13 protein-coding genes are annotated in these 18,503 nt (G+C 69.7%); 3 read left to right on the plus strand and 10 right to left on the minus strand.

The genetic code is table 11. The features are described from left to right. Window positions 1–12 precede the first annotated feature (12 nt). Genes ACFW22_RS05240 through ACFW22_RS05250 form a run of 3 tightly spaced genes read right to left on the minus strand, consistent with a single transcriptional unit; the run spans window position 13 to window position 2,593 of the window. Window positions 13–996, minus strand: coding sequence for a penicillin-insensitive murein endopeptidase (locus ACFW22_RS05240; protein ID WP_386399106.1), 984 nt, complete (start codon window positions 994–996; stop codon window positions 13–15). A 37-nt stretch (window positions 997–1,033) separates the two neighbouring features. After that, the gene (locus ACFW22_RS05245; protein ID WP_386399109.1) at window positions 1,034–2,110 is read right to left on the minus strand and encodes an N-acetylmuramoyl-L-alanine amidase; all 1,077 of its coding nucleotides are present in this window, start codon (window positions 2,108–2,110) and stop codon (window positions 1,034–1,036) included. 42 nt (window positions 2,111–2,152) lie between these two features. Then, the gene (locus ACFW22_RS05250; RefSeq protein WP_386399112.1) at window positions 2,153–2,593 is read right to left on the minus strand and encodes a DUF2690 domain-containing protein; all 441 of its coding nucleotides are present in this window, start codon (window positions 2,591–2,593) and stop codon (window positions 2,153–2,155) included. 424 nt (window positions 2,594–3,017) lie between these two features. On the opposite strand from ACFW22_RS05250, the gene ACFW22_RS05255 reads away from it, so the two are divergent. Together ACFW22_RS05255 and ACFW22_RS05260 are read left to right on the plus strand one after the other, a co-directional pair. Continuing rightward, on the plus strand, window positions 3,018–4,907 hold the full coding sequence (locus ACFW22_RS05255; protein WP_386399114.1) for a PhoX family protein: 1,890 nt from the start codon (window positions 3,018–3,020) through the stop codon (window positions 4,905–4,907). Between the two features lie 100 nt (window positions 4,908–5,007). Further along, window positions 5,008–6,846, plus strand: a complete 1,839-nt coding sequence (locus ACFW22_RS05260; RefSeq protein ID WP_386399117.1) for a peptidoglycan-binding protein — start codon at window positions 5,008–5,010, stop codon at window positions 6,844–6,846. 76 nt (window positions 6,847–6,922) lie between these two features. Here ACFW22_RS05260 and ACFW22_RS05265 read toward each other — a convergent pair whose 3' ends face one another. The 7 genes from ACFW22_RS05265 to ACFW22_RS05295 all read right to left on the minus strand — a co-directional run bounded on the left by ACFW22_RS05265 (window position 6,923) and on the right by ACFW22_RS05295 (window position 17,812). Further along, on the minus strand, window positions 6,923–7,990 hold the full coding sequence (locus ACFW22_RS05265) for an ABC transporter ATP-binding protein (RefSeq protein WP_386399120.1): 1,068 nt from the start codon (window positions 7,988–7,990) through the stop codon (window positions 6,923–6,925). Continuing rightward, complete coding sequence (locus tag ACFW22_RS05270; protein ID WP_386399122.1) at window positions 7,983–9,041, minus strand: ABC transporter ATP-binding protein; 1,059 nt, start codon at window positions 9,039–9,041, stop codon at window positions 7,983–7,985. Before ACFW22_RS05270 ends, ACFW22_RS05265 begins: the two co-directional genes overlap by 8 nt. A gap of 11 nt (window positions 9,042–9,052) precedes the next feature. After that, on the minus strand, window positions 9,053–10,009 hold the full coding sequence (locus ACFW22_RS05275; RefSeq protein ID WP_386399124.1) for an ABC transporter permease: 957 nt from the start codon (window positions 10,007–10,009) through the stop codon (window positions 9,053–9,055). Continuing rightward, window positions 10,002–10,934, minus strand: coding sequence for an ABC transporter permease (locus ACFW22_RS05280; RefSeq protein WP_386399506.1), 933 nt, complete (start codon window positions 10,932–10,934; stop codon window positions 10,002–10,004). Before ACFW22_RS05280 ends, ACFW22_RS05275 begins: the two co-directional genes overlap by 8 nt. Before the next feature lie 173 nt (window positions 10,935–11,107). Then, on the minus strand, window positions 11,108–12,748 hold the full coding sequence (locus ACFW22_RS05285) for an ABC transporter substrate-binding protein (RefSeq protein WP_386399126.1): 1,641 nt from the start codon (window positions 12,746–12,748) through the stop codon (window positions 11,108–11,110). A gap of 478 nt (window positions 12,749–13,226) precedes the next feature. Further along, a complete protein-coding gene (typA, locus tag ACFW22_RS05290) occupies window positions 13,227–15,128 on the minus strand; it encodes a translational GTPase TypA (protein WP_386399128.1) in 1,902 nt (633 codons plus the stop codon). 263 nt (window positions 15,129–15,391) lie between these two features. Further along, window positions 15,392–17,812, minus strand: coding sequence for an ABC transporter family substrate-binding protein (locus tag ACFW22_RS05295; protein WP_386399131.1), 2,421 nt, complete (start codon window positions 17,810–17,812; stop codon window positions 15,392–15,394). 229 nt (window positions 17,813–18,041) lie between these two features. On the opposite strand from ACFW22_RS05295, the gene ACFW22_RS05300 reads away from it, so the two are divergent. Next, window positions 18,042–18,269, plus strand: coding sequence for a hypothetical protein (locus tag ACFW22_RS05300; protein WP_386399133.1), 228 nt, complete (start codon window positions 18,042–18,044; stop codon window positions 18,267–18,269). The last annotated feature ends 234 nt before the right edge of the window (window positions 18,270–18,503 follow it).

Here is an 18,503-nt window from a genome sequence, read left to right on the forward strand (position 1 = left end):
TGGGTGGGCGGATCAGCAGCGGTAGGAGGCGTTCGGGTGGACCGCCTCGCAGTAGCGGATGTGCAGGTGGTTGTCGTGGTTGGGGTAGGAGACGGTCAGCCCCTCGGCGATCAGCTGGGGGTCGTTGAAGTAGACGAACTTCACGTGCCCGGGGGCCGCCGCGCGCAGGGCCTTCACCAGTGCGCGGGTCGCGTTGCGGTCGTAGGAGGAGGAACTCCAGGTGATCCGGGAGCCGCTGCACTGGGCCGCGTCCGTGCGGACGGGCCAGATGTCGGCGTCGAGCCCGACCTGGTGGCTGGCGTGGCCCGAGATGGAACCACCGTGCTCGAAGGCGATGTCACCGACCGGCACCCGGCCCCGCCCGTTGGCGGCGAAGGTGCGTGCGGCGGCCTCGAGCTGACCGATGGCGGCGGCCGTTCCCCAGTCGGCGGAGGAGTTGCCGTCCGGGTTCTGGTTGCACAGGGTGCCGGCGTTGTAGTCGGCGTACTCGTAGTGCCAGAGCAGGTTGGTCCAGGTGTTGGGGCCGACGACCCCGTCGGCGTCCAGGCCCGCGTGGCTCTGGAAGCTGCGGACGGCCGAGGCGGTGCCGGAGCCGAAGGCGCCGTCGACGGCCAGGCCCGCCCCGCGCTTGGCGTTGAGCAGGTACTGCACGGCCTTCACCGCCTCGCCCCGGCTGCCCTCGCGGACGGTGACGGTGAGCGCCTTCCAGGTGTTGGGGCCGACGATGCCGTCGCTGTCCAGTCCCTTGGCCGACTGGAAGGAGCGGACCGCCGAGTCGGTGCCGCCGCCGAAGGCCCCGTCGGCGGTGAGGTTGGAGCCCTGGGCGTTGAGCAGGTACTGCAGGGCGACGACGTCCGAGCCGCGGTTGCCCTTGCTCTGGGTCGGGACGAAGGCGCCGGACAGCGCCCGCGCGGGCGTGCCGAGGCCGACGATCAGCGCGGCGACGACGGCGAACAACATCGCCCAGCGCGTGAGGGGCAGGGTGGTCGAGTGCATGGAGGGGAAGTCCTCACGTCGGAGTGGTCGGGGGAGGTCAGCCGAGCAGGCGGGCGAAGGTGCGGGCGTCGACGACGCCGTCGGCGGGCAGTCCCGCGCCCGTCTGGAAGGTGGTGACCGAGTTCTGCATGCCGGGGCCGAAGGCGCCGTCGACCGTGGTGGGCAGGGCGCGTGCGGTGAGCAGGAGTTGGACCGCCTTCACGGCCTCCCCGGTGTCGCCGCGGCGTACGGGCGCCACCAGCTGGTGCCAGGTCTGGTTGCCGGCATAGCCGTCGGAGGTCGCGTGCACGAGGCTCTGGAAGTTCCGCACGGCCTGTTCGGTGGCCGGGCCGAACGCCCCGTCGACGGTGATCGCGGCGCCCCGCGTGACGAGCAGGTGCTGGAGCGCCCGGACCCGGTCGCCCGCGTCGCCGTTGTGCAGCAGCGGCCACACCGGTGCCGTCGGGTCGCCGCCGATGCGGGCGGCGACGTCCTTGCGCAGCTTCGGCAGCAGTGCGTACAGGCGGTCGCCGGGGCAGAGGGTGGCGTTGAAGTCCCGGTGCCCGTAGATCTGGTAGGCCCGTAGCCCGTACTGGCGGCAGATGTGCGCGCACAGCTCGACCAGCCGGGCGTACTGCTCGCCACGCGGGTCGAGGGAGGTGTAGGTGCCCTCGTTCTCGATGCCGATGGCCACGGTGTTCTGGCCGGTGCAGTGCGCCGCCTCGACGGTTTGGGTGCCGCCCTGGAGCGCGGTCAGGCTGTTGTGGCGCCCCTCCGTGACGAAGGCGCCGCGGCTGATGGTGAAGTGCTGGCCCGTGTCGATCCAATGGCGGTCGTCCATCGCCCAGTTCTGCATGGAGCGGGCGAGCCGGAACGCCTGGGCCTGCGCGTAGTCGGTGGTGTTGGGCGTCGCCGTGTGGTGCACGATGATCTTGTGCGGTGGGGCCGGAAGGACCCTGACCGGGCTGCTCGGGGGACGGGCGCCCCAGGTCGCGCAGTCCGCGATCACGGGCCCTCCGGCCGCCCTGGCCGTACCGGCCGCCCAGAGGGGCAGCACGCTGGACGCGCCGAGTGCGAGCGCGCCCACGAGCAGGGAACGGCGGTCGGGATTCGATCCGTTGAGCGGTGTCGTCATGTGTCAGTCCTCGGGAACCGGCGGTTCGGAGTCGGGCTCTCGTCAGTACTTGCCGGTGCACTCCTCCCAGCTGTTGTAGTGGCCGCCCTCGAAGTAGTAGCGGGTCTCGCACGCCCAGGACACGATGCCCGCGTCGTTCACCATCCGCGTGAACAGGGTTCCGCTCACGTACGGCAGGGAGTAGCCGGATCCGTTGGAGTTCGTCACCTGGATCCTGGTCTCGAAGGCGTTGTCGGTGCCGTTCTTCTTGCGGGCCCACGCGGCCCGACAGGTGGGGCTGTAGCGCAGCTCCACCCCGGCGCCGGTGGTGCCCACGGTGCGGGCGTCGTTCTGGCAGACGGTCCTGCTCGGATCCAGGCCCTCGCAGGACTTCGCGTAGCACGAGGTCGCCGCCGAGGCCGGCGAGGAGGCGAGCAACAGGCTGGACGCGGCCAGGACCAGCGTCGAGCCGGCCGTGGCGAGCTTGCGGGCGTACGTCTTCAACTGAGGACCCCTACGTATCGGTTCGTCGGTGCGGTGGGAGGCGGGCATCCCGTGGTGCCGTGCCGCCGCACACGCTGCCAGTCCCGTGGCCCCGTCCCGGTCGTCCCGCCGCACGGGACCCGTCCCGGCCCGTGGCGGGGCCTCCCCCGCGGACCGCTGCGGCGAAGGCCGGGGGCGGTGGAGCGGCGCCGGGGACGCACGGCGTCCCCGGGACGGTCACGAGACGCGGGACGGCTGCGGGACCGCCCCGCGGGACGCCGGTCGTCCCGTGCACCGTCCCACGGGACGGTCGGGACCATCCCGGGACGCCCATGGGCGTGAACGCGGCTCCGGGGCACTTAGGTTCGGGAGGGCGAGCCCGTTCCGCCGAGGCGGAGACAGGGCTCGCCTTCTTCTGTCCGACCCTTCTCTCTGGTGGGCGCACATGTCTGATCAAGAGCTCCAGCGGCCGTTCCGGGAGGTCGTGGCCGCCGCCGTGTCACGGCGTCAGGTGGTGGCCGGCGGCACTGCCGCGTTCGCCGCGTTCCTCGGCCTCTCCACCGCCACGGGCACACCCGCCGCAGCCGCCGTCCCGCACCGGCCGGACGGGGAAGCCGAGCGGGAACTGCTCGGCTTCTCGGCGGTCTCCCCCTCGGACGCGGACACGGTGGTCGTGCCCGACGGGTACCTCGTCCAGACCCTCGCCCCCTGGGGAGCGCCGCTGCGGGCCGCGGGGCCGGCCTGGCGCCCCGACGGCAGCGGCAGCGCCGCCGAGCAGGCGCAGCAGATCGGTTCGCACCACAGCGGCCTGCACTACTTCCCGTCCGGCAGCGGCCCCGAGGGCAACCGCCGCGGCACCCTCGTGATCAACCACGAGGCCATGGACCCCGTCGACCCCGCGCCGCAGGACGAACGGGTCGCCAAGGCCCTCGCCGCGCAGGGGGTCAGCGTGGTGGAGGTGCGGGAGCTCGGTGACACCTGGCGGATCGTCGACTCGCCCCGCAACCGGAGGGTCACGGGCACCACCCCCCTGGTCTTCTCCGGGCCCGTGGGCACGGACCACCCGGCGCTGCGCACCGGTTCCGCGCCCGTCGGCACCCTCGGCAACAGCTTCCACGGGGTGACCCCCTGGGGCACGTACCTGAGCTGCGAGGAGAACGCCGCCGGCTACTTCGGCACCGACGACCGGAGCTGGCGCCCCACCCGCACGCAGCGGCGGTACGGATTGAGCGCGGCCGGCCACGGCCACCGCTGGCACCGCACCGACCCGCGCTTCGACCTCGCGGCCAACGGCAACGAGGCCAACCGCTTCGGATGGGTCGTGGAGCTCGACCCCGCCGCACCCTCCGGGGCTCCGGTCAAGCGCACCGCGCTCGGCCGCTTCCAGCACGTCGGCGCGACCGTCACCGACTCCGCCGGCCGGGCCGTCGTGTACAGCGGGGACGACGAGAACGGCGGCTACCTCTACAAGTTCGTGGGCTCGGACGACTGGCGGTCCCTGCGCGCCCGCGGGCTCAGCCCGCTCGACCACGGCACCCTGTACGTCGCCCGCTTCGCGGAGGACGGCACCGGCCGCTGGCTACCGCTCGTCCACGGAACGGGCCCGCTGTCCCCGAAGAACGGCTGGTCCGACGGGGCCGACGTCCTGCTGCGCGCCCGTGAGGCGGCCGACGCGCTCGGCGCCACGCCCTTGGACCGGCCGCAGCAGACCACGGTCGACCCGGCCGACGGCACGGTCTACTGCGCGCTGGCCAACAGCCCGGGCGGGGACCACTGCGGTGCGGCCGGGCGCAGCCGTGCGGCCAGTCCCCGCGACGGCAACCCGTACGGGCACATCGTGCGGTGGCGCGAGGAGACGGCGGAGGCGTTCCGCTGGGAGGTGTTCGTGCTCGCCGGGGACCCCGCGCACGACGAGCGGGTGGACCTGGACGGGACGAGCATGTTCGGCTCGCCCAAGGGGCTGTGGTTCGACGGCGACGGACGGCTGTGGGTCCAGACCGGCATCTCGCAGTGGGAGCAGAACCGCGCGGGCTCCGGGCACGAGAACCTCGGCAACAACGCGGTGCTCGTCGGCGACCCGGCCACCGGCGAGCTGCGCCGGTTCCTGACCGGCCCGCGCGGTGCCGAGATCACCGGTGTCACCGCCACCCCCGACCGGCGCGCCCTGTTCGTCAACGTCCAGCACCCCGGTGGGCAGACGGCCGCCTGGGGCACCCCCACGCCGGAGAAGCCGTGCGCCGTCGGCTCCTGGCCGGACCACGACCCGTCGGGACGCCCCCGCTCGGCCACCGTCGTCGTCCGCCGCAGGGACGGGGGCGTGATCGGCGCGGCATGAGGCCGCGGACCACACGGACACGGCCCGCGGCGGAGCGGGCCCGGGGAGAGCACGAAGCGGCGGATCGGCCCGCCGCGGAACGACCAGGAGGAAGAACGACATGGTTTCCATCATCAGGCGGGACCAGTGGGGCGCCCTGCCCCCGAAGAAGATCGACCCGGACAGCTTCGAGCCCTGGCTCGGCGGGGTGGTCGTCCATCACGAGGGCAACGGCAACGTGGCCTCGGATCCGCACGGCGACAAGTGCGCCGCCACCATCCGGGAGGTCCAGCGGAGCCAGATGTACCACTCCCTCGCGGACACCATCGAGGTCAAGCTCGGGTGGAAGGAGCCGCCCATCGACGACATCGCCTACAACTTCGTCATCTGCAAGCACGGCTACATCTACGAGGGCCGCGGGGCGACCCGGCGTTCCGCCGCCAACGGCTCCGGCGACAAGGCGCGGGTCAAGGGCGCCAACAAGGACTACTACGCCGTGATGGGCCTGATCGGCACGGACGACCAGGTCACCACCGAGATGATCACGGCGTACCGGCAGATCATCACGTACCTGGAGGGGTACGGGGCGGGACCGGGGCTCAAGGGCCACCGGGACGTCTACCAGACCGAGTGCCCCGGGAACCTCTACCCGCTGCTCCACGAGCTCTATCCGCTGTCCGTGCCCGCCGCGCCCCCCATGACCTTCCTCTACCGCCGCGCCGAGTGGGGGGCCCGCCCGCCCCGGGAGGTCACACCGGTGGGCACGGGTTCGCGCACCGGCTTCACCGTGCACTACTCGGACGGACCCACGAACCAGACCGTCCGTCAGATCCAGAACTACCACATGGACTCCCACGGCTGGTCCGACATCGGCTACAACTTCCTGGTCGACGCCGACGGCCGGATCTTCGAGGGCCGCGGCTGGTACGTGCAGGGCGCACACGCCTACGGCCACAACGTCAGCCACATCGGCGTCTGCTTCATCGGCGAGGACGGCGACGCGACCGAGCGCGCCTACTCCTCCATACGCGCCCTCTACGACCAGGCCAACCGACTGGCCGGCCGCACCCTGACGATGACGTACCACGGCGGCCTGCCCGGCAACGCCACCAGCTGCCCCGGCTCGCAGCTGCGCACCTGGGTGCAGAAGGGCATGCCGGCCTGGGACGTCACCATCGAGTACGGGACGGGGGACGCCTACGACGGCCCCGTCGGGGACTCCAGCGGCGCCACGGGCGGCGGCATGACCCAGGTCCGTTCCGTCTCGGCGCAGCAGCAGGCGGTCAACGGGCTCGGCTACAGCCCCGCCCTCGGCGTCGACGGCGTCTTCGGTCCGCTGACGGACGCGGGGGTGCGCTGGCTGCAGACGAAGGTCGGCACCCCGGCCGACGGGCTGTGGGGCCCCGCCACCGAAGCCGCGTACCGGGCCCGTGTGGGCGGCGACTCGGGCGGCTCCGGAGGCATGAGTTCGGTCCGCTCGGTGCTCATGCAGCAGTACGCCGTCAACGAGCTCGGCCACTCCCCCGCCCTCGATCAGGACGGGGTCTGGGGCCCGTTGACGGACGCGGGGGTGCGCTGGCTCCAGACGAAGGTCGGTACCCCGGCCGACGGGCTGTGGGGCCCCGCCACCGAAGCCGCGTACAAGGCCTACGCCGACGACGGCGCCTGGCTCGTGGTGGACGGGGACTTCGGACCCGCGACCGTCCGCGCCACCCAGGCGGCGATCGGCACCCCGGTGGACGGCGAGTGGGGGCCGGCGTCGAAGAAGGCGCTGCAGCACCACCTCAACGTGTGGTCCGGTGCCGGCCTCGTCGAGGACGGCGACACCGGGCCGGCCACCTACCGGGCCCTGCAGACCCACCTCAACACGATGACCGGTGCCGGCCTGACCGTCGACGGCGCATGGGGTCCCGCCACCGTCCGGGCCCTGCAGAACGCCTTGAACCAGAACCGGTTCTGAGCGGTCCCGCACGGGAAAACGGCCGGTCCCGGTGCCGAAGGGCACCGGGACCGGCCGTTGGTCGTCCGACCCCGCGTCAGGACGCGGGAACGACGTGCCGCTCTTCGGCGAAGTGGCAGGCCGAGGCGTGCGCGACCGGGGTGTCCAGGCCCTGGAAGCTGCTCGGGATCGCCAGCACCGGCACCTCCTGCGAGCACCGCTCCTGCGCCTTCCAGCAACGGGTGCGGAAGCTGCAGCCCGACGGCGGGTTGGCCGGCGAGGGGACGTCACCGGTGAGGATGATCCGGTCGCGGTGCGCGCGGGCGTCCGGGTCCGGCACCGGCACCGCGGAGAGCAGCGCCTGGGTGTACGGGTGCGTCGGGTGGTCGTAGATCTCCTCGTCCGTACCGATCTCGGCCATCTTGCCGAGGTACATGACGCCGACGCGGTCGGAGATGTGCCGGACGATCGACAGGTCGTGCGCGATGAAGAGGTAGGAGAGGTTGAACTCCTCCTGCAGCTTCCCCATCAGGTTGATGACCTGCGCCTGGACGGAGACGTCCAGCGCCGAGACCGGCTCGTCGCAGATGATGATCTCCGGGTTGAGCGCGAGGCCGCGGGCGATGCCGATGCGCTGGCGCTGGCCGCCGGAGAACTGGTGCGGGTACCGGTTGATGTACTCCGGGTTGAGGCCGACGACGTCCAGCAGCTCCTGCACCTTGCGGCGCCGGTCGCCCTTGGGGGCCACCTCGGGGTGGATGTCGAAGGGCTCGCCGATGATGTCGCCGACCGTCATCCGCGGGTTCAGCGAGGTGTACGGGTCCTGGAACACCATCTGGATGTTGCGCCGGACGGCCTTCAGCGCGCGCCCGGACAGCTTGGTGATGTCCTGGCCCTTGTAGAAGACCTCGCCGGCGGTGGCCCGCTCCAGGTTCATCAGGAGCTTGGCGACCGTGGACTTGCCACAGCCGGACTCGCCGACGATGCCGAGGGTCTCGCCCTTGTAGAGGTCGAAGGAGACCCCGTCGACGGCCTTGACGGCGCCGACCTGCTTCTTGAAGAGGATGCCCTGGGTCAGCGGGAAGTGCTTCTTCAGGTTGCGCACCTGGAGGATCGGCTCGCCGCGGCCCACGGAGGCCTCGCCGTTCGTGCTGAGGTCAGCCATGGATCGTCTCCTTCCAGAAGTGACAGGCGCTCTTGCGGCCCGGGAGGTCCGCACCGTCCTGCTCGGTGACGGGCACCAGCGCCGGGATCTCCGTGCGGCAGATGTCGTCGGCCATGACGCAGCGCGGGTTGAAGGCGCAACCGGTCGGCACGTTCAGCAGGTTGGGGGGCAGGCCCTTGATCGCGAAGAGCTCCTGGCCCTTCTGGTCCAGGCGCGGGATCGAGTCCAGCAGCCCCCGGGTGTACGGGTGGGCCGGGCGCTTGTACAGCTCGTGCACCGGCGCCTGCTCGACGATCCGGCCGGCGTACATCACGGCGATCTTGTCCGCGACGTCGGCGACGACGCCGAGGTCGTGGGTGATCAGGATCAGGCCCATGTTGTATTCCTGCTGGAGCTCCGCGAGGAGGTCCATGACCTGGGCCTGGACCGTCACGTCGAGAGCCGTGGTGGGCTCGTCGGCGATGATCAGGTCCGGCTCCAGGGCGAGCGCCATGGCGATCATGATGCGCTGGCGCATGCCGCCGGAGAACTGGTGCGGGTAGTCGGAGACCCGCGCCTTGGCGGCGGGGATCTTGACCTTGTCCATCAGCTCGATGGCCTTGGCCTTGGAGTCCTTCTTGGACAGGCCGTGGTGGACGCGGAACATCTCGCCGAGCTGGTAGCCGACGGACAGCACCGGGTTCAGGGAGGACAGCGCGTCCTGGAAGATCATCGCGATCTTGCGACCGCGGATCTTCCGGCGCTCCTCGTAGGACATCTTGAGCATGTCCTGGCCGCGGAAGAAGATCTCGCCCTGCGGGATCTTGCCGGGCGGCATGTCGAGGATGCCCATGATGGCCTGCGCGGTCACGGACTTGCCGGAACCGGACTCGCCGAGCACGGCCAGCGTCTCGCCGGCGTCGACCGAGTAGTTGACGCCGTTGACTGCCTTGGCCACCCCGTCACGGGTGTGGAACTCCACGTGCAGGTCGCGGACTTCGAGCAGCGGACCGTCGTGGTGGTCGCCGTCGCGCGGCGCGGGGACCGTCGCGGTCTTGTCGATGGTGGTCATTTACGCCCTCCTCAGCGCAGCTTCGGGTCGAGGGCGTTGCGGACCGCTTCGCCGAGCATGATGAACGCCAGGACGGTGATGCTCACCATGATCGACGGGTACAGCAGGATGTGCTGCGACGTGCGGATCGCCTGGACACCGGCGGAGATGTCGACGCCCCACGAGACCGTGGGAGCGGCAAGGCCCAGACCGAGGTACGACAGGGTGGCCTCGGCCGAGATGTAACCGCCGAGCGCGATGGTGGCGACGACGATCACCGGAGCCATGGCGTTGGGCAGGATGTGCTTGAACAGGATCCGGGTGGTTCCGGCGCCCAGCGCCTTGGCGGCGTGGACGTAGTCGGCCTGCTTGACCGTGATCACGGCACCGCGCATGACGCGGGTGATCTGGGTCCAACCGAGGAACGCCAGGGCGAAGACGACGACCCAGATGGTGCGCTCGGTGAAGGACTGCAGGACGACCATGGCGCCGAGCAGGAAGGGGATGCCGAAGAAGATGTCGGTGATGCGGGAGAGCAGCGCGTCGACGACGCCACCGAAGTAACCGGCGATCATGCCCATGATGCTGCCGATGATGGTGACGATCGCGGTAACGGCGATGCCGACCATGATCGAGGCACGGGTGCCGTGGACCAGGCGGGAGTAGACGGAACGGCCCTGGATGTCGTAGCCGAGCCACCCCTCGGAGCCGATCTTGCTCAGCTCGGGCTTGCCCACGTAGTGGTGGACGAGGTCACCCGCGGTCGGCGAGGCGCTCGTGAACAACCCCGGGAAGGCGGCGATCAGCAGCAGGAAGAAGATCAGCACCGACGACACGATGAAGTACGGGTTGCGCCGCAGGTCACGCCAGGCGTCTCCCCAGAGGGAACGGGCCTTCTCCTGCTTCGGTGCGGAGGCGGCGTCCTCGGCGACGGAGGGGGTGTCGACGGAGCCGTCTGCCGGAGCGGCGGTCTTGGTCACGTCAGGCATAACGGATCCTCGGGTCCAGGACCGCGTACAGCAGGTCGATGAGCAGGCTGGTGACGAGGTAGATGATCACCAGGATGGTGACGAGGCCAACGATCGTGGTGCCTTCGCGGCGGGTGATCGACTCGTAGATGACGCCACCGACGCCCTTGATGTTGAAGATGCCCTCGGTGACGACAGCTCCGCCCATCAGCGCACCGATGTCGGTGCCGAGGAAGGTGACGACCGGGATCATCGAGTTGCGCATCAGGTGGACGCCGACGACGCGGCGCTTCGGCAAGCCCTTGGCGATGGCCGTGCGCATGTAGTCGGCGCGCAGGTTCTCGGCCATCGAGGTCCGGGTCAGTCGCGCGACGTAGGCCAGGGAGAGTCCACCGAGCACGATCGCCGGCGCGATCAGCTCCGACCACTTCTGTTCGGTGCTGACGTTGGGGGCGATCCAGTCGAGCTGGAAGGCGAAGACCATCTTGATGATGAAGCCCAGCACGAAGACCGGGATCGACATGATCAGGAGGGTGAAGATCAGGATGGCGTTGTCCGCGAGTCGGCCGGCCTTGAGACCGCCGATGATGCCGAGACCGATGCCGAAGGTCAGCTCGAACGCGAAGGCCAGAGCCGCGAGTTGCAGCGTGATGGGGAACGCGTCACCCAACACTTCGGTGACCGGGCGACCATTGCGGATCTGGCTGCCGAAGTCGAAGTGCAGGACGATATCGGTCATGTAGTTCCAGTACTGCTGCCAGATCGGCAGATCCAGTCCCAGCTCATGTCTCTTCGCGGCCAGCGTCGCCGGGTCTGCGCCCTTGTCGCCGAACAGCCCGAGAACGGGGTCGCCGGGCAGGCTGTAGACCATGAAGAAGATGAGAAAGGTTGTCCCGAGGAAAACCGGGATCATCTGGAGCAGTCGTCGTGCGACATAGCGCCCCATCATGCCTCCGTTGAAATGTCACAGCGGAAGCCGGGCGGGCACCCTCGGGAACCGTGATCCCGATGGATGCACGGTTGTTCTCCCGAAGGGCCCCCCGGCCACTGCGTAGGATGCCGGGCGGGGACTGACGATCCGTCAGTCCCCACGTCGGCGTGCGGACTACGCTGGGGTAATTACTTCTTGACCTCGATGAGGTTCAGGATCGGGTCGCCGGCCTGGTCGTACTTGACGCCCGAAACCTTCTCGGAGTAACCCGCGTTGACCTTGTAGTACCAGAGCGGGATCGCCGGCATGTAGTTGACCAGGTCCTTCTCGGCCTCCTGGAACAGCTTCACCGACTCGTCGAGCGTCTTGGCGCTCTCGGCGGCGGCGAGCTTGGCGTCCAGCTCCTTGTTGGAGAAGCCACCCTGGTTACCCGCGGCACCCGTGCGGTACAGGTCGCTCAGGAAGTTGCCGTTGATCGGGTAGTCGAGCGACCAGGCCGAACGGTACATCGACTTGACCTGCTTGCTCTTGCGAGCCGCGAGGTCGGCCTGGAAGTCCGGCTTGCTGTCACCGGTGCACTGGACGCCGGTGGACTGGGCGATGCTGTTGCAGACCGCCTCGACCCACTCCTTGTGGCCGCCGTCCGCGTTGTACTGGATGGAGATCTTGTTGCCGGGGACACCGCCACCGGCCTTGATGAGCTCCTTGGCCTTGGCCGGGTCGAACTTGGTGACGTCGCCCGCGGCGTTCTCCTGGTAGCCCAGGACGCCCTTGGCCACCCAGCCGGTCGCCGGCTCACGCGTGCCCTGGAGCACGGTCTTGGTGATGGTGTCGCGGTCGATGGCCATCGAGAGGCCCTGGAGGACCTTGACGTCGACCGGCTTCGGCTTCGTCCACTGGTCGGCGTAGAACGCGACGGCGATCGACTGGATCGCGGAGTGGTCGGCGTCCACGGCGCGGTCGCCGAGGTCCTGGTGGTAGACCGGGAGGTCCTTCGGGCCGACCTGACGCAGGACGTCCAGGTTGCCGGACTTCAGGTCCTCGTACGCGGCCTCGAGGCCGGTGTAGTTCTTGAAGACCACACCGCCGTTCTTCGCCTTGTTCGGGCCCTTGTAGTCGTCGTAACGGACGATCTTGATCTGCTTCTTGTGGTCCCACGACTGGAACTTGTACGGACCGTTGCCGACCGGCTTCTCACCGGCGGCCTTCGGGTCCGCGTAGAAGGACGCGGGCAGCGGCGCGAAGGGGATGTACGCGAGCTTGTGACCGAAGGCCGGGACGGACGACTTCAGCTCGATGGTGAAGGTGTTGTCGTCGACGATCTTCAGGCCCTCGAGCTTGTCGCTCGTCGGCTTGGCACCCTCGGCCTCCGGGTGGAGCGCCTCGTAGCCCTTGATGTCCGCGAACCAGGACGCGAGGCCCATGGCGTTGTTGATGTTGGCGTTCCAGTTCCAGGCGTCCACGAAGGACTTGGAGGTGACCGGGGTGCCGTCGTGGAAGGTCCAGCCCGGCTTGAGCTTGACGGTCCACATCTTCGAGTCGCTCGTGGTGAGCGACTCGGCGTTGATCATCTCGAGAGAGCCGTCGGCCTTGTAGTCGACCAGGGTCGAGAACAGGCCAGACATGACCAGGGAGCCGTTGGACTCCATGGTGTCACCGGTGTGCAGGAGCTTCTCCGGCTCACCGAGCTCGACGGAGTAGATCCCGTTCGGGTCCACCGTGCCCTTGGCGTCGGAGCCGCCATCGCTCTTACCCCCGCCACAGGCGGTCGCAGCAAGGGCGACGATGATCGCGCCCGTTACCCACTTGGCGCTCTTGGCACCGCGCATGGGTTCCTCCTCATGAGTCCACTTTGTCACTACAAGAGAGGCACTTCGAGTTTTGCCGACACCCCTGACGGCCTGGACTCAAGTGCCCCGAGTGTGCTCGTGAGTCGGCACTCCCCACAGTGCGTGACCCATTGACCCGAGCTCAATGCAGCCAACTATTAAGTACGTCCGGGCCGTAAACCACACTTAAGTGGTCTCGGTTTGACAACATCGCCAGGGTTCGGGAGACCGAAATCCGGACAAAATGAGCACAGACAGACACACCCGAAACGGACTGTTAACACGCGTACCGGAGAGCGATCACCGATATGCGGACACCCTGGCCGTGAAATGTGGTTGACGGAACTTGACGAAAAGCCCGGACCCCCACAGCGTCTGTGGGGGTCCGGGCTCCGTTTCTGACTGCATGTCAGTCGTGAGCGGCGAAGATCACAGGGTCACGATCTACCCGGCATCCCTCGACCGCATGCGACCTTACTCAGCCGTTCTTGGCGCGGGAAGCGGAACGACCGCGCTCCTTCTGGTCCAGGACGACCTTGCGGATGCGCACGGCCTCCGGGGTGACCTCGACGCACTCGTCGTCGCGGCAGAACTCCAGGGACTGCTCCAGGGAGAGCTTGCGCGGCGGAACGATCGCCTCGAAGGAGTCGGCGGAGGCGGAGCGCATGTTGGTGAGCTTCTTCTCCTTGGTGATGTTCACGTCCATGTCGTCGGAGCGGGAGTTCTCGCCGACGATCATGCCCTCGTACACCTCGGTGCCCGGGTCCACGAAGAGGACGCCGCGCTCCTGGAGGTTGGTCATCGCGAAGCCGGTGACCGAACCCGCGCGGTCGGCGACCAGCGAACCGTTGTTGCGGGTGACCAGCTGGCCGAACCACGGCTCGTGGCCCTCGTGGATCGAGTGGGCGATGCCCGTGCCGCGGGTGTTGGTGAGGAACTCCGTGCGGAAGCCGATGAGTCCGCGCGACGGGACGACGAACTCCATGCGGACCCAGCCGGAACCGTGGTTCGACATGTTGTCCATGCGGCCCTTGCGGACGCCCATGAGCTGCGTGACCGCACCCATGTGCTCCTCGGGGACGTCGACCGTGAGGCGCTCGACCGGCTCGTGGAGCTTGCCGTCGACCTCCTTGGTGACGACCTGCGGCTTGCCGATGGTGAGCTCGAAGCCCTCGCGGCGCATCTGCTCGACCAGGATGGCGAGCGCGAGCTCACCACGGCCCTGGACCTCCCAGGCGTCCGGACGCTCGGTGTCGAGGACGCGGAGCGAGACGTTGCCGATCAGCTCGCGGTCCAGACGGTCCTTCACCTGACGGGCGGTGACCTTCCGGTCCTTGACCGCGGCCTTGGCGTCCGCGCCCTTGCCGGTGCCGCCACGGCCGACGAGCGGCGAGGTGTTGGTGCCGATGGTCATGGAGATGGCCGGCTGGTCGACCGTGATCAGCGGCAGCGCGACCGGGTTCTCCGGGTCGGCCAGCGTCTCGCCGATCATGATGTCCGGGATGCCGGCGACGGCGCAGATGTCACCGGGGCCGGCGACCTCGGCCGGCTTGCGGGTGAGCGCCTCGGTCATCATCAGCTCGGTGATGCGGACGTTGGAGATCGTGCCGTCACGCTTGATCCACGCGACCGTCTGACCCTTGCGCAGCTCGCCCTGCTCGACGCGGAGGAGCGCGATGCGGCCGAGGAAGTTGTCGGCGTCGAGGTTGGTGACGTGGGCCTGGAGCGGCGCGTCCTCCTCGTACGTCGGCGCGGGGACGTGCTCCAGGATCGTGGAGAAGAAGGGCTCCAGGCTGGTGGAGTCCTGCGGGACGGTGCCGTCCTCCGGCTTGGTCAGCGAGGCGATGCCGTCACGGCCGCAGGCGTAGACGATCGGGAACTCGATCTGGTCCTCGTCCGCGTCCAGGTCCAGGAAGAGGTCGTAGGTCTCGTTGACGACCTCGTCGATCCGGGAGTCCGGGCGGTCCGTCTTGTTGATGCAGAGGATGACGGGCTTGCGCTGCTGGAGGGCCTTGCGCAGCACGAAGCGGGTCTGCGGCAGCGGACCCTCGGAGGCGTCCACCAGCAGGACGACGGCGTCGACCATCGACAGACCGCGCTCGACCTCGCCACCGAAGTCGGCGTGGCCGGGGGTGTCGATGATGTTGATCGTGATCGGGGCCCCACCGTCCTTGGGGTGGTACTTCACCGCCGTGTTCTTGGCGAGGATCGTGATGCCCTTCTCACGCTCCAGGTCGTTCGAGTCCATGACTCGGTCGTCGACCTGCTGGTGGGCGGCGAAGGCACCGGCCTGCTTGAGCATGGCGTCGACGATGGTCGTCTTGCCGTGGTCGACGTGGGCGACGATGGCGACGTTGCGGATGTCGTGGCGCGTGGGCATGGGTGGCTTGCGCTTCTCTCGGATCGTGGGATGCGGCGTCAGTTCCTCTTACGCCCGCCGGGCGGACGCGCCACGGCTACGTCCCATGGTACGGGGCTGCCGTGCAAGGGGCTTCCCCGGCTGGATCCGAGAGGGTCTACTGGAAGGTTTCAGGGTGTGGGGAACGTCATGCGGTCCGGGTCAAGGGGCCGCCGCGATCCTGCCCGCCGGAGCCCCCGGCGGGCAAGGAACTTGAGCTGCTTCTGAGCTTGCGGCCCGTGCTTTCAGCTCTTGCGGTCGGTACCCTTGGTCGTTTCGGGCTTCTTGAACCCGATGTCCTGGTAGCGGGGGGCGGCGAGCCCCCAGGCCCCGGCGTTCACCAGGTCGGCCCTGGCGGCGACGAGCTGCGGGCGCTGGTAGAGGGGAATGGATCCGGCCACGGCCCAGATCCGGGCATCGGCCTGGCGCACGAGGTCGCGGGCCTCCTCCTCGTCGAGCGTCCCCACCGCCTGGTCGAACAGTTGGTCGATCCGGTCGGTGCCGACCCGGGAGTAGTTCTGCTCCACCAGGAGCGAGCCGTCCGCGGCCGGCTCGGGCTTGGCGAAGATCGGCCGGGCGTCGGTGGCGGGGAAGGCGGAGGCGGGCCAGGAGTAGAGGGCGAGGTCGTAGTCGCCGGAGGCGATGTGGTCCTTGAAGAAGCTCTCGTCGGAGACCTTGGTGACCTCGGTCCGGATGCCGACCGCGTCGAGCATCCGGACGATGCGGTCGCCGACCGTCCGCAGGGACTCGGAGCCGGGCCCGGACGGCAGGACGAAGCGGAGGCTGAGCGCCTTTCCGTCCTTGCCCAGGGCCTGCGCCGCCTCGGGAACCGTCACGGGGGCGGCGCTGCCGCGCGGTGCATAGGCGCCCGCCACCCCCTGGTCCGGCTTGGCGGCCGACTGGGCGGCACGGGAGCCGGAGCCGGTGTCGAGGGCCTCGGCCCGGGCGAGGAGGGCCGCGCTCTGCCGGGCGGCGGCAGCGGCGGGAGCGAGGACGTGGGTGCCGTTCTCCGGGCCGCTCGCGCCGATGACGGGGGCGGGCAGGGCCCGGCGGGCACCGGGCTTGTCGTCGCCGACGATGTAGAGCCCCTCGTCCGAGGCGGTGTCGGCGGCCTTCTTCTTGGCGTCGGTGGCCCCCTCGTCCTTCTTCTCCGCCTCCTTCTTCTCTTCGCCCTCCTTCTTCTCCTTCTTCTCTTCGCCTTCCTTCTTCTCGCCCTCCTTCTTCTCCGACTCGCTGCCCGCCTCGGTGCCCTCGGGCTTCCGGGCCGCGCCTCCGGGGACCCAGCCCGCATCGGCGAGGAGCGCCCGCGCCTCTTGGGTGTCCTGACTGCCGAGCGCGTCGCTGCTGTCCGCGTACGCCGCCTGGCCGGCGAGGGCGAGGTGGCTGCCGGGGGGCTTGGCCGGCAGGCCCAGCGGCTTCAGTACGGTCTCGGCCAGCTCCTGGCGGTTGATGGCCCGTGCCACCGCACGCCGCACCCGCTCGTCGGCGAGCGGACCGGACTCGCCGTTCAGCGAGAGCTGGGTGTAGGCGGGTTCCAGGGACTTGCGGACCACGTACTTGGCCAGGCCGTCCTGGGTGCTCGCGTAGCGGTCGACGGCTTCCTGGTTCTTCTTGCGGGCGGCCGTGACCTCGTCCGCCTTCTCCTCGTCGGAGCCGTGGGCCAGGGCCCAGGACTTCAGGGCCTTGGACGGGGTGATCGAAGAGCCGGGGCCGTGCAGGAGGGCGGCCTGGGCACCGCTCCGACCGGCGCCGGCGTCCCGGAGGGCCAGGGCGATCCGCTCGACCGCAGACCGATCAATCTCGGCCAGATCGAGGTTGCCGGCGGCGAGGGCGGCCACCCGGTCGGCCCGGGGCACGGCTTTGAGGACGAGGCCGTCGAGCTTGGCCTGCTGACCCCACCAGCGGGGGTTGCGGGCCAGCGTGACCTGGCCGCCCTTCTGGTCGACCGCCTTCAGCAGGAACGGTCCTGCAGTGGCCTTGAGGGTGGTCCGCGCACCGTCGTTGAAGGAGTTCGGGGAGCCCATCACCTGCTTGGGGTAGAGCGGGGAGAACAGGGATTGCCAGTCGGCGTAGGGCTTGGCGAAGGTGACCCGCACCTCCAGGTCGTTCTTGCCGCGCTCGATCTTCTCGATCCGCTCGTAGCCGGCGTTGCGGGCCGTCCAGTACGCGGTGTCACGACCGCTCAGGGCGCGCCACTGGGCCACGAAGTCCGGTGCGCCGATCTCCCGGCCGTCGCTCCACACCGCCTGCTGGTTGAGCTTGTAGAGGACCACCTGCTTGGGCTCGGTCTCGATGACCCGGGCGGACTCCAGGTAGTCGGGGTTCAGCCGCGGCCGGCCTCGCTCGTCGAGCGTGTAGAGGGTCGGGAGCACGGCGCCGGCGATGCGCGAGGTGGCGCCGTTGGTGTCGGCCTGGAAGACGTTGAAGGTGGTGGGCATCGCATCGACGGCCCAACGGAGGGTCCCCCCGTCGGCGACCCGGTCCCGTGCGGTGGGTGCGTTGTCCTGTGCGGCGGCCGGGGTGTCGTCGGCCCCGTCGCTCGAACTGCATCCGGTGAGGACGGCGAGGGCGAGCACGGCACTGGTGAAGGCGGCGACGGAGCCGGGGGTCCGGGAGCGGGGGCTCCCGGAGCATGTCCCCCCGCGAGGGGCGCCGATCTGGGACATGACGTGTACCCCTTCGTCCAGATTTATTCCATTTGGAGATGATCAGACCTATTGCTCATACACTGAAAAGGACGAGGGGAATTCGGCCACGGCGACACGGCGGCACGCCCGGAAAACCCCACTCGTGCGGCCCAACCCGTCGGAGGCCGGACGCTCCGGACGACCGGAATCCCGCGCGGGCGCGGCACGCGACGCTCCCGCCGAAGCCGCGCGCAGAAGTGAGGTCCCCATGTCCGTTCAGGACGACCTGGCCGCCGTCAAACGCCGCCTCCAGGACCTGGAACACACCGTGGAAGAGCTGGAACGCCGCGTCGAGGCGGAGCGGGGCGCGCCTCCCGCGCCCACCGCCGGACGTGCCGAGAGCCTGGTGACCATCTCCGACGCCCCGTACGACTCCGGGCTCTGGACGGACACCGACGACGAGGGACTGGGAGCACGCGACCGGCACGCTCCCTGAGGGCCGCCCCGGAAGCCACGGGCCGCGGCCCCGCAAGCCTCGGCCCGGAGGTTCCGCGGCCGTGGTGCCGCGGAGGCCCTGCTGAGCGCGGACGGGAGGCCTCCGGGTGCGCGACGAAGCTGCGCTCCCCGGCCGCACCGCCCTTGCCGGTCCGCCGTCTGCGCGTCGACCGCCGCTCCCGCCGGAGGAGCGGGGCGTGGACCGGACGGACGGTCCGCCGGCCCGGGAAGACGG

This window comes from Streptomyces sp. NPDC058872 (assembly GCF_042743065.1).
Classification (GTDB): Bacteria; Actinomycetota; Actinomycetes; order Streptomycetales; family Streptomycetaceae; genus Streptomyces.

Bases quoted from the DNA above. Each gene is read 5' to 3' on its own strand.
- ACFW22_RS05300 (WP_386399133.1), top strand. From the start codon at position 18,042: ATGTCCGTTCAGGACGACCTGGCCGCCGTCAAACGCCGCCTCCAGGAC.
- ACFW22_RS05265 (WP_386399120.1), bottom strand. From the start codon at position 7,990: ATGGCTGACCTCAGCACGAACGGCGAGGCCTCCGTGGGCCGCGGCGAG.
- ACFW22_RS05240 (WP_386399106.1), bottom strand. From the start codon at position 996: ATGCACTCGACCACCCTGCCCCTCACGCGCTGGGCGATGTTGTTCGCC.
- ACFW22_RS05280 (WP_386399506.1), bottom strand. From the start codon at position 10,934: ATGGGGCGCTATGTCGCACGACGACTGCTCCAGATGATCCCGGTTTTC.
- ACFW22_RS05295 (WP_386399131.1), bottom strand. From the start codon at position 17,812: ATGTCCCAGATCGGCGCCCCTCGCGGGGGGACATGCTCCGGGAGCCCC.
- ACFW22_RS05260 (WP_386399117.1), top strand. From the start codon at position 5,008: ATGGTTTCCATCATCAGGCGGGACCAGTGGGGCGCCCTGCCCCCGAAG.
- ACFW22_RS05255 (WP_386399114.1), top strand. From the start codon at position 3,018: ATGTCTGATCAAGAGCTCCAGCGGCCGTTCCGGGAGGTCGTGGCCGCC.
- typA (WP_386399128.1), bottom strand. From the start codon at position 15,128: ATGCCCACGCGCCACGACATCCGCAACGTCGCCATCGTCGCCCACGTC.
- ACFW22_RS05270 (WP_386399122.1), bottom strand. From the start codon at position 9,041: ATGACCACCATCGACAAGACCGCGACGGTCCCCGCGCCGCGCGACGGC.
- ACFW22_RS05245 (WP_386399109.1), bottom strand. From the start codon at position 2,110: ATGACGACACCGCTCAACGGATCGAATCCCGACCGCCGTTCCCTGCTC.
- ACFW22_RS05285 (WP_386399126.1), bottom strand. From the start codon at position 12,748: ATGCGCGGTGCCAAGAGCGCCAAGTGGGTAACGGGCGCGATCATCGTC.
- ACFW22_RS05275 (WP_386399124.1), bottom strand. From the start codon at position 10,009: ATGCCTGACGTGACCAAGACCGCCGCTCCGGCAGACGGCTCCGTCGAC.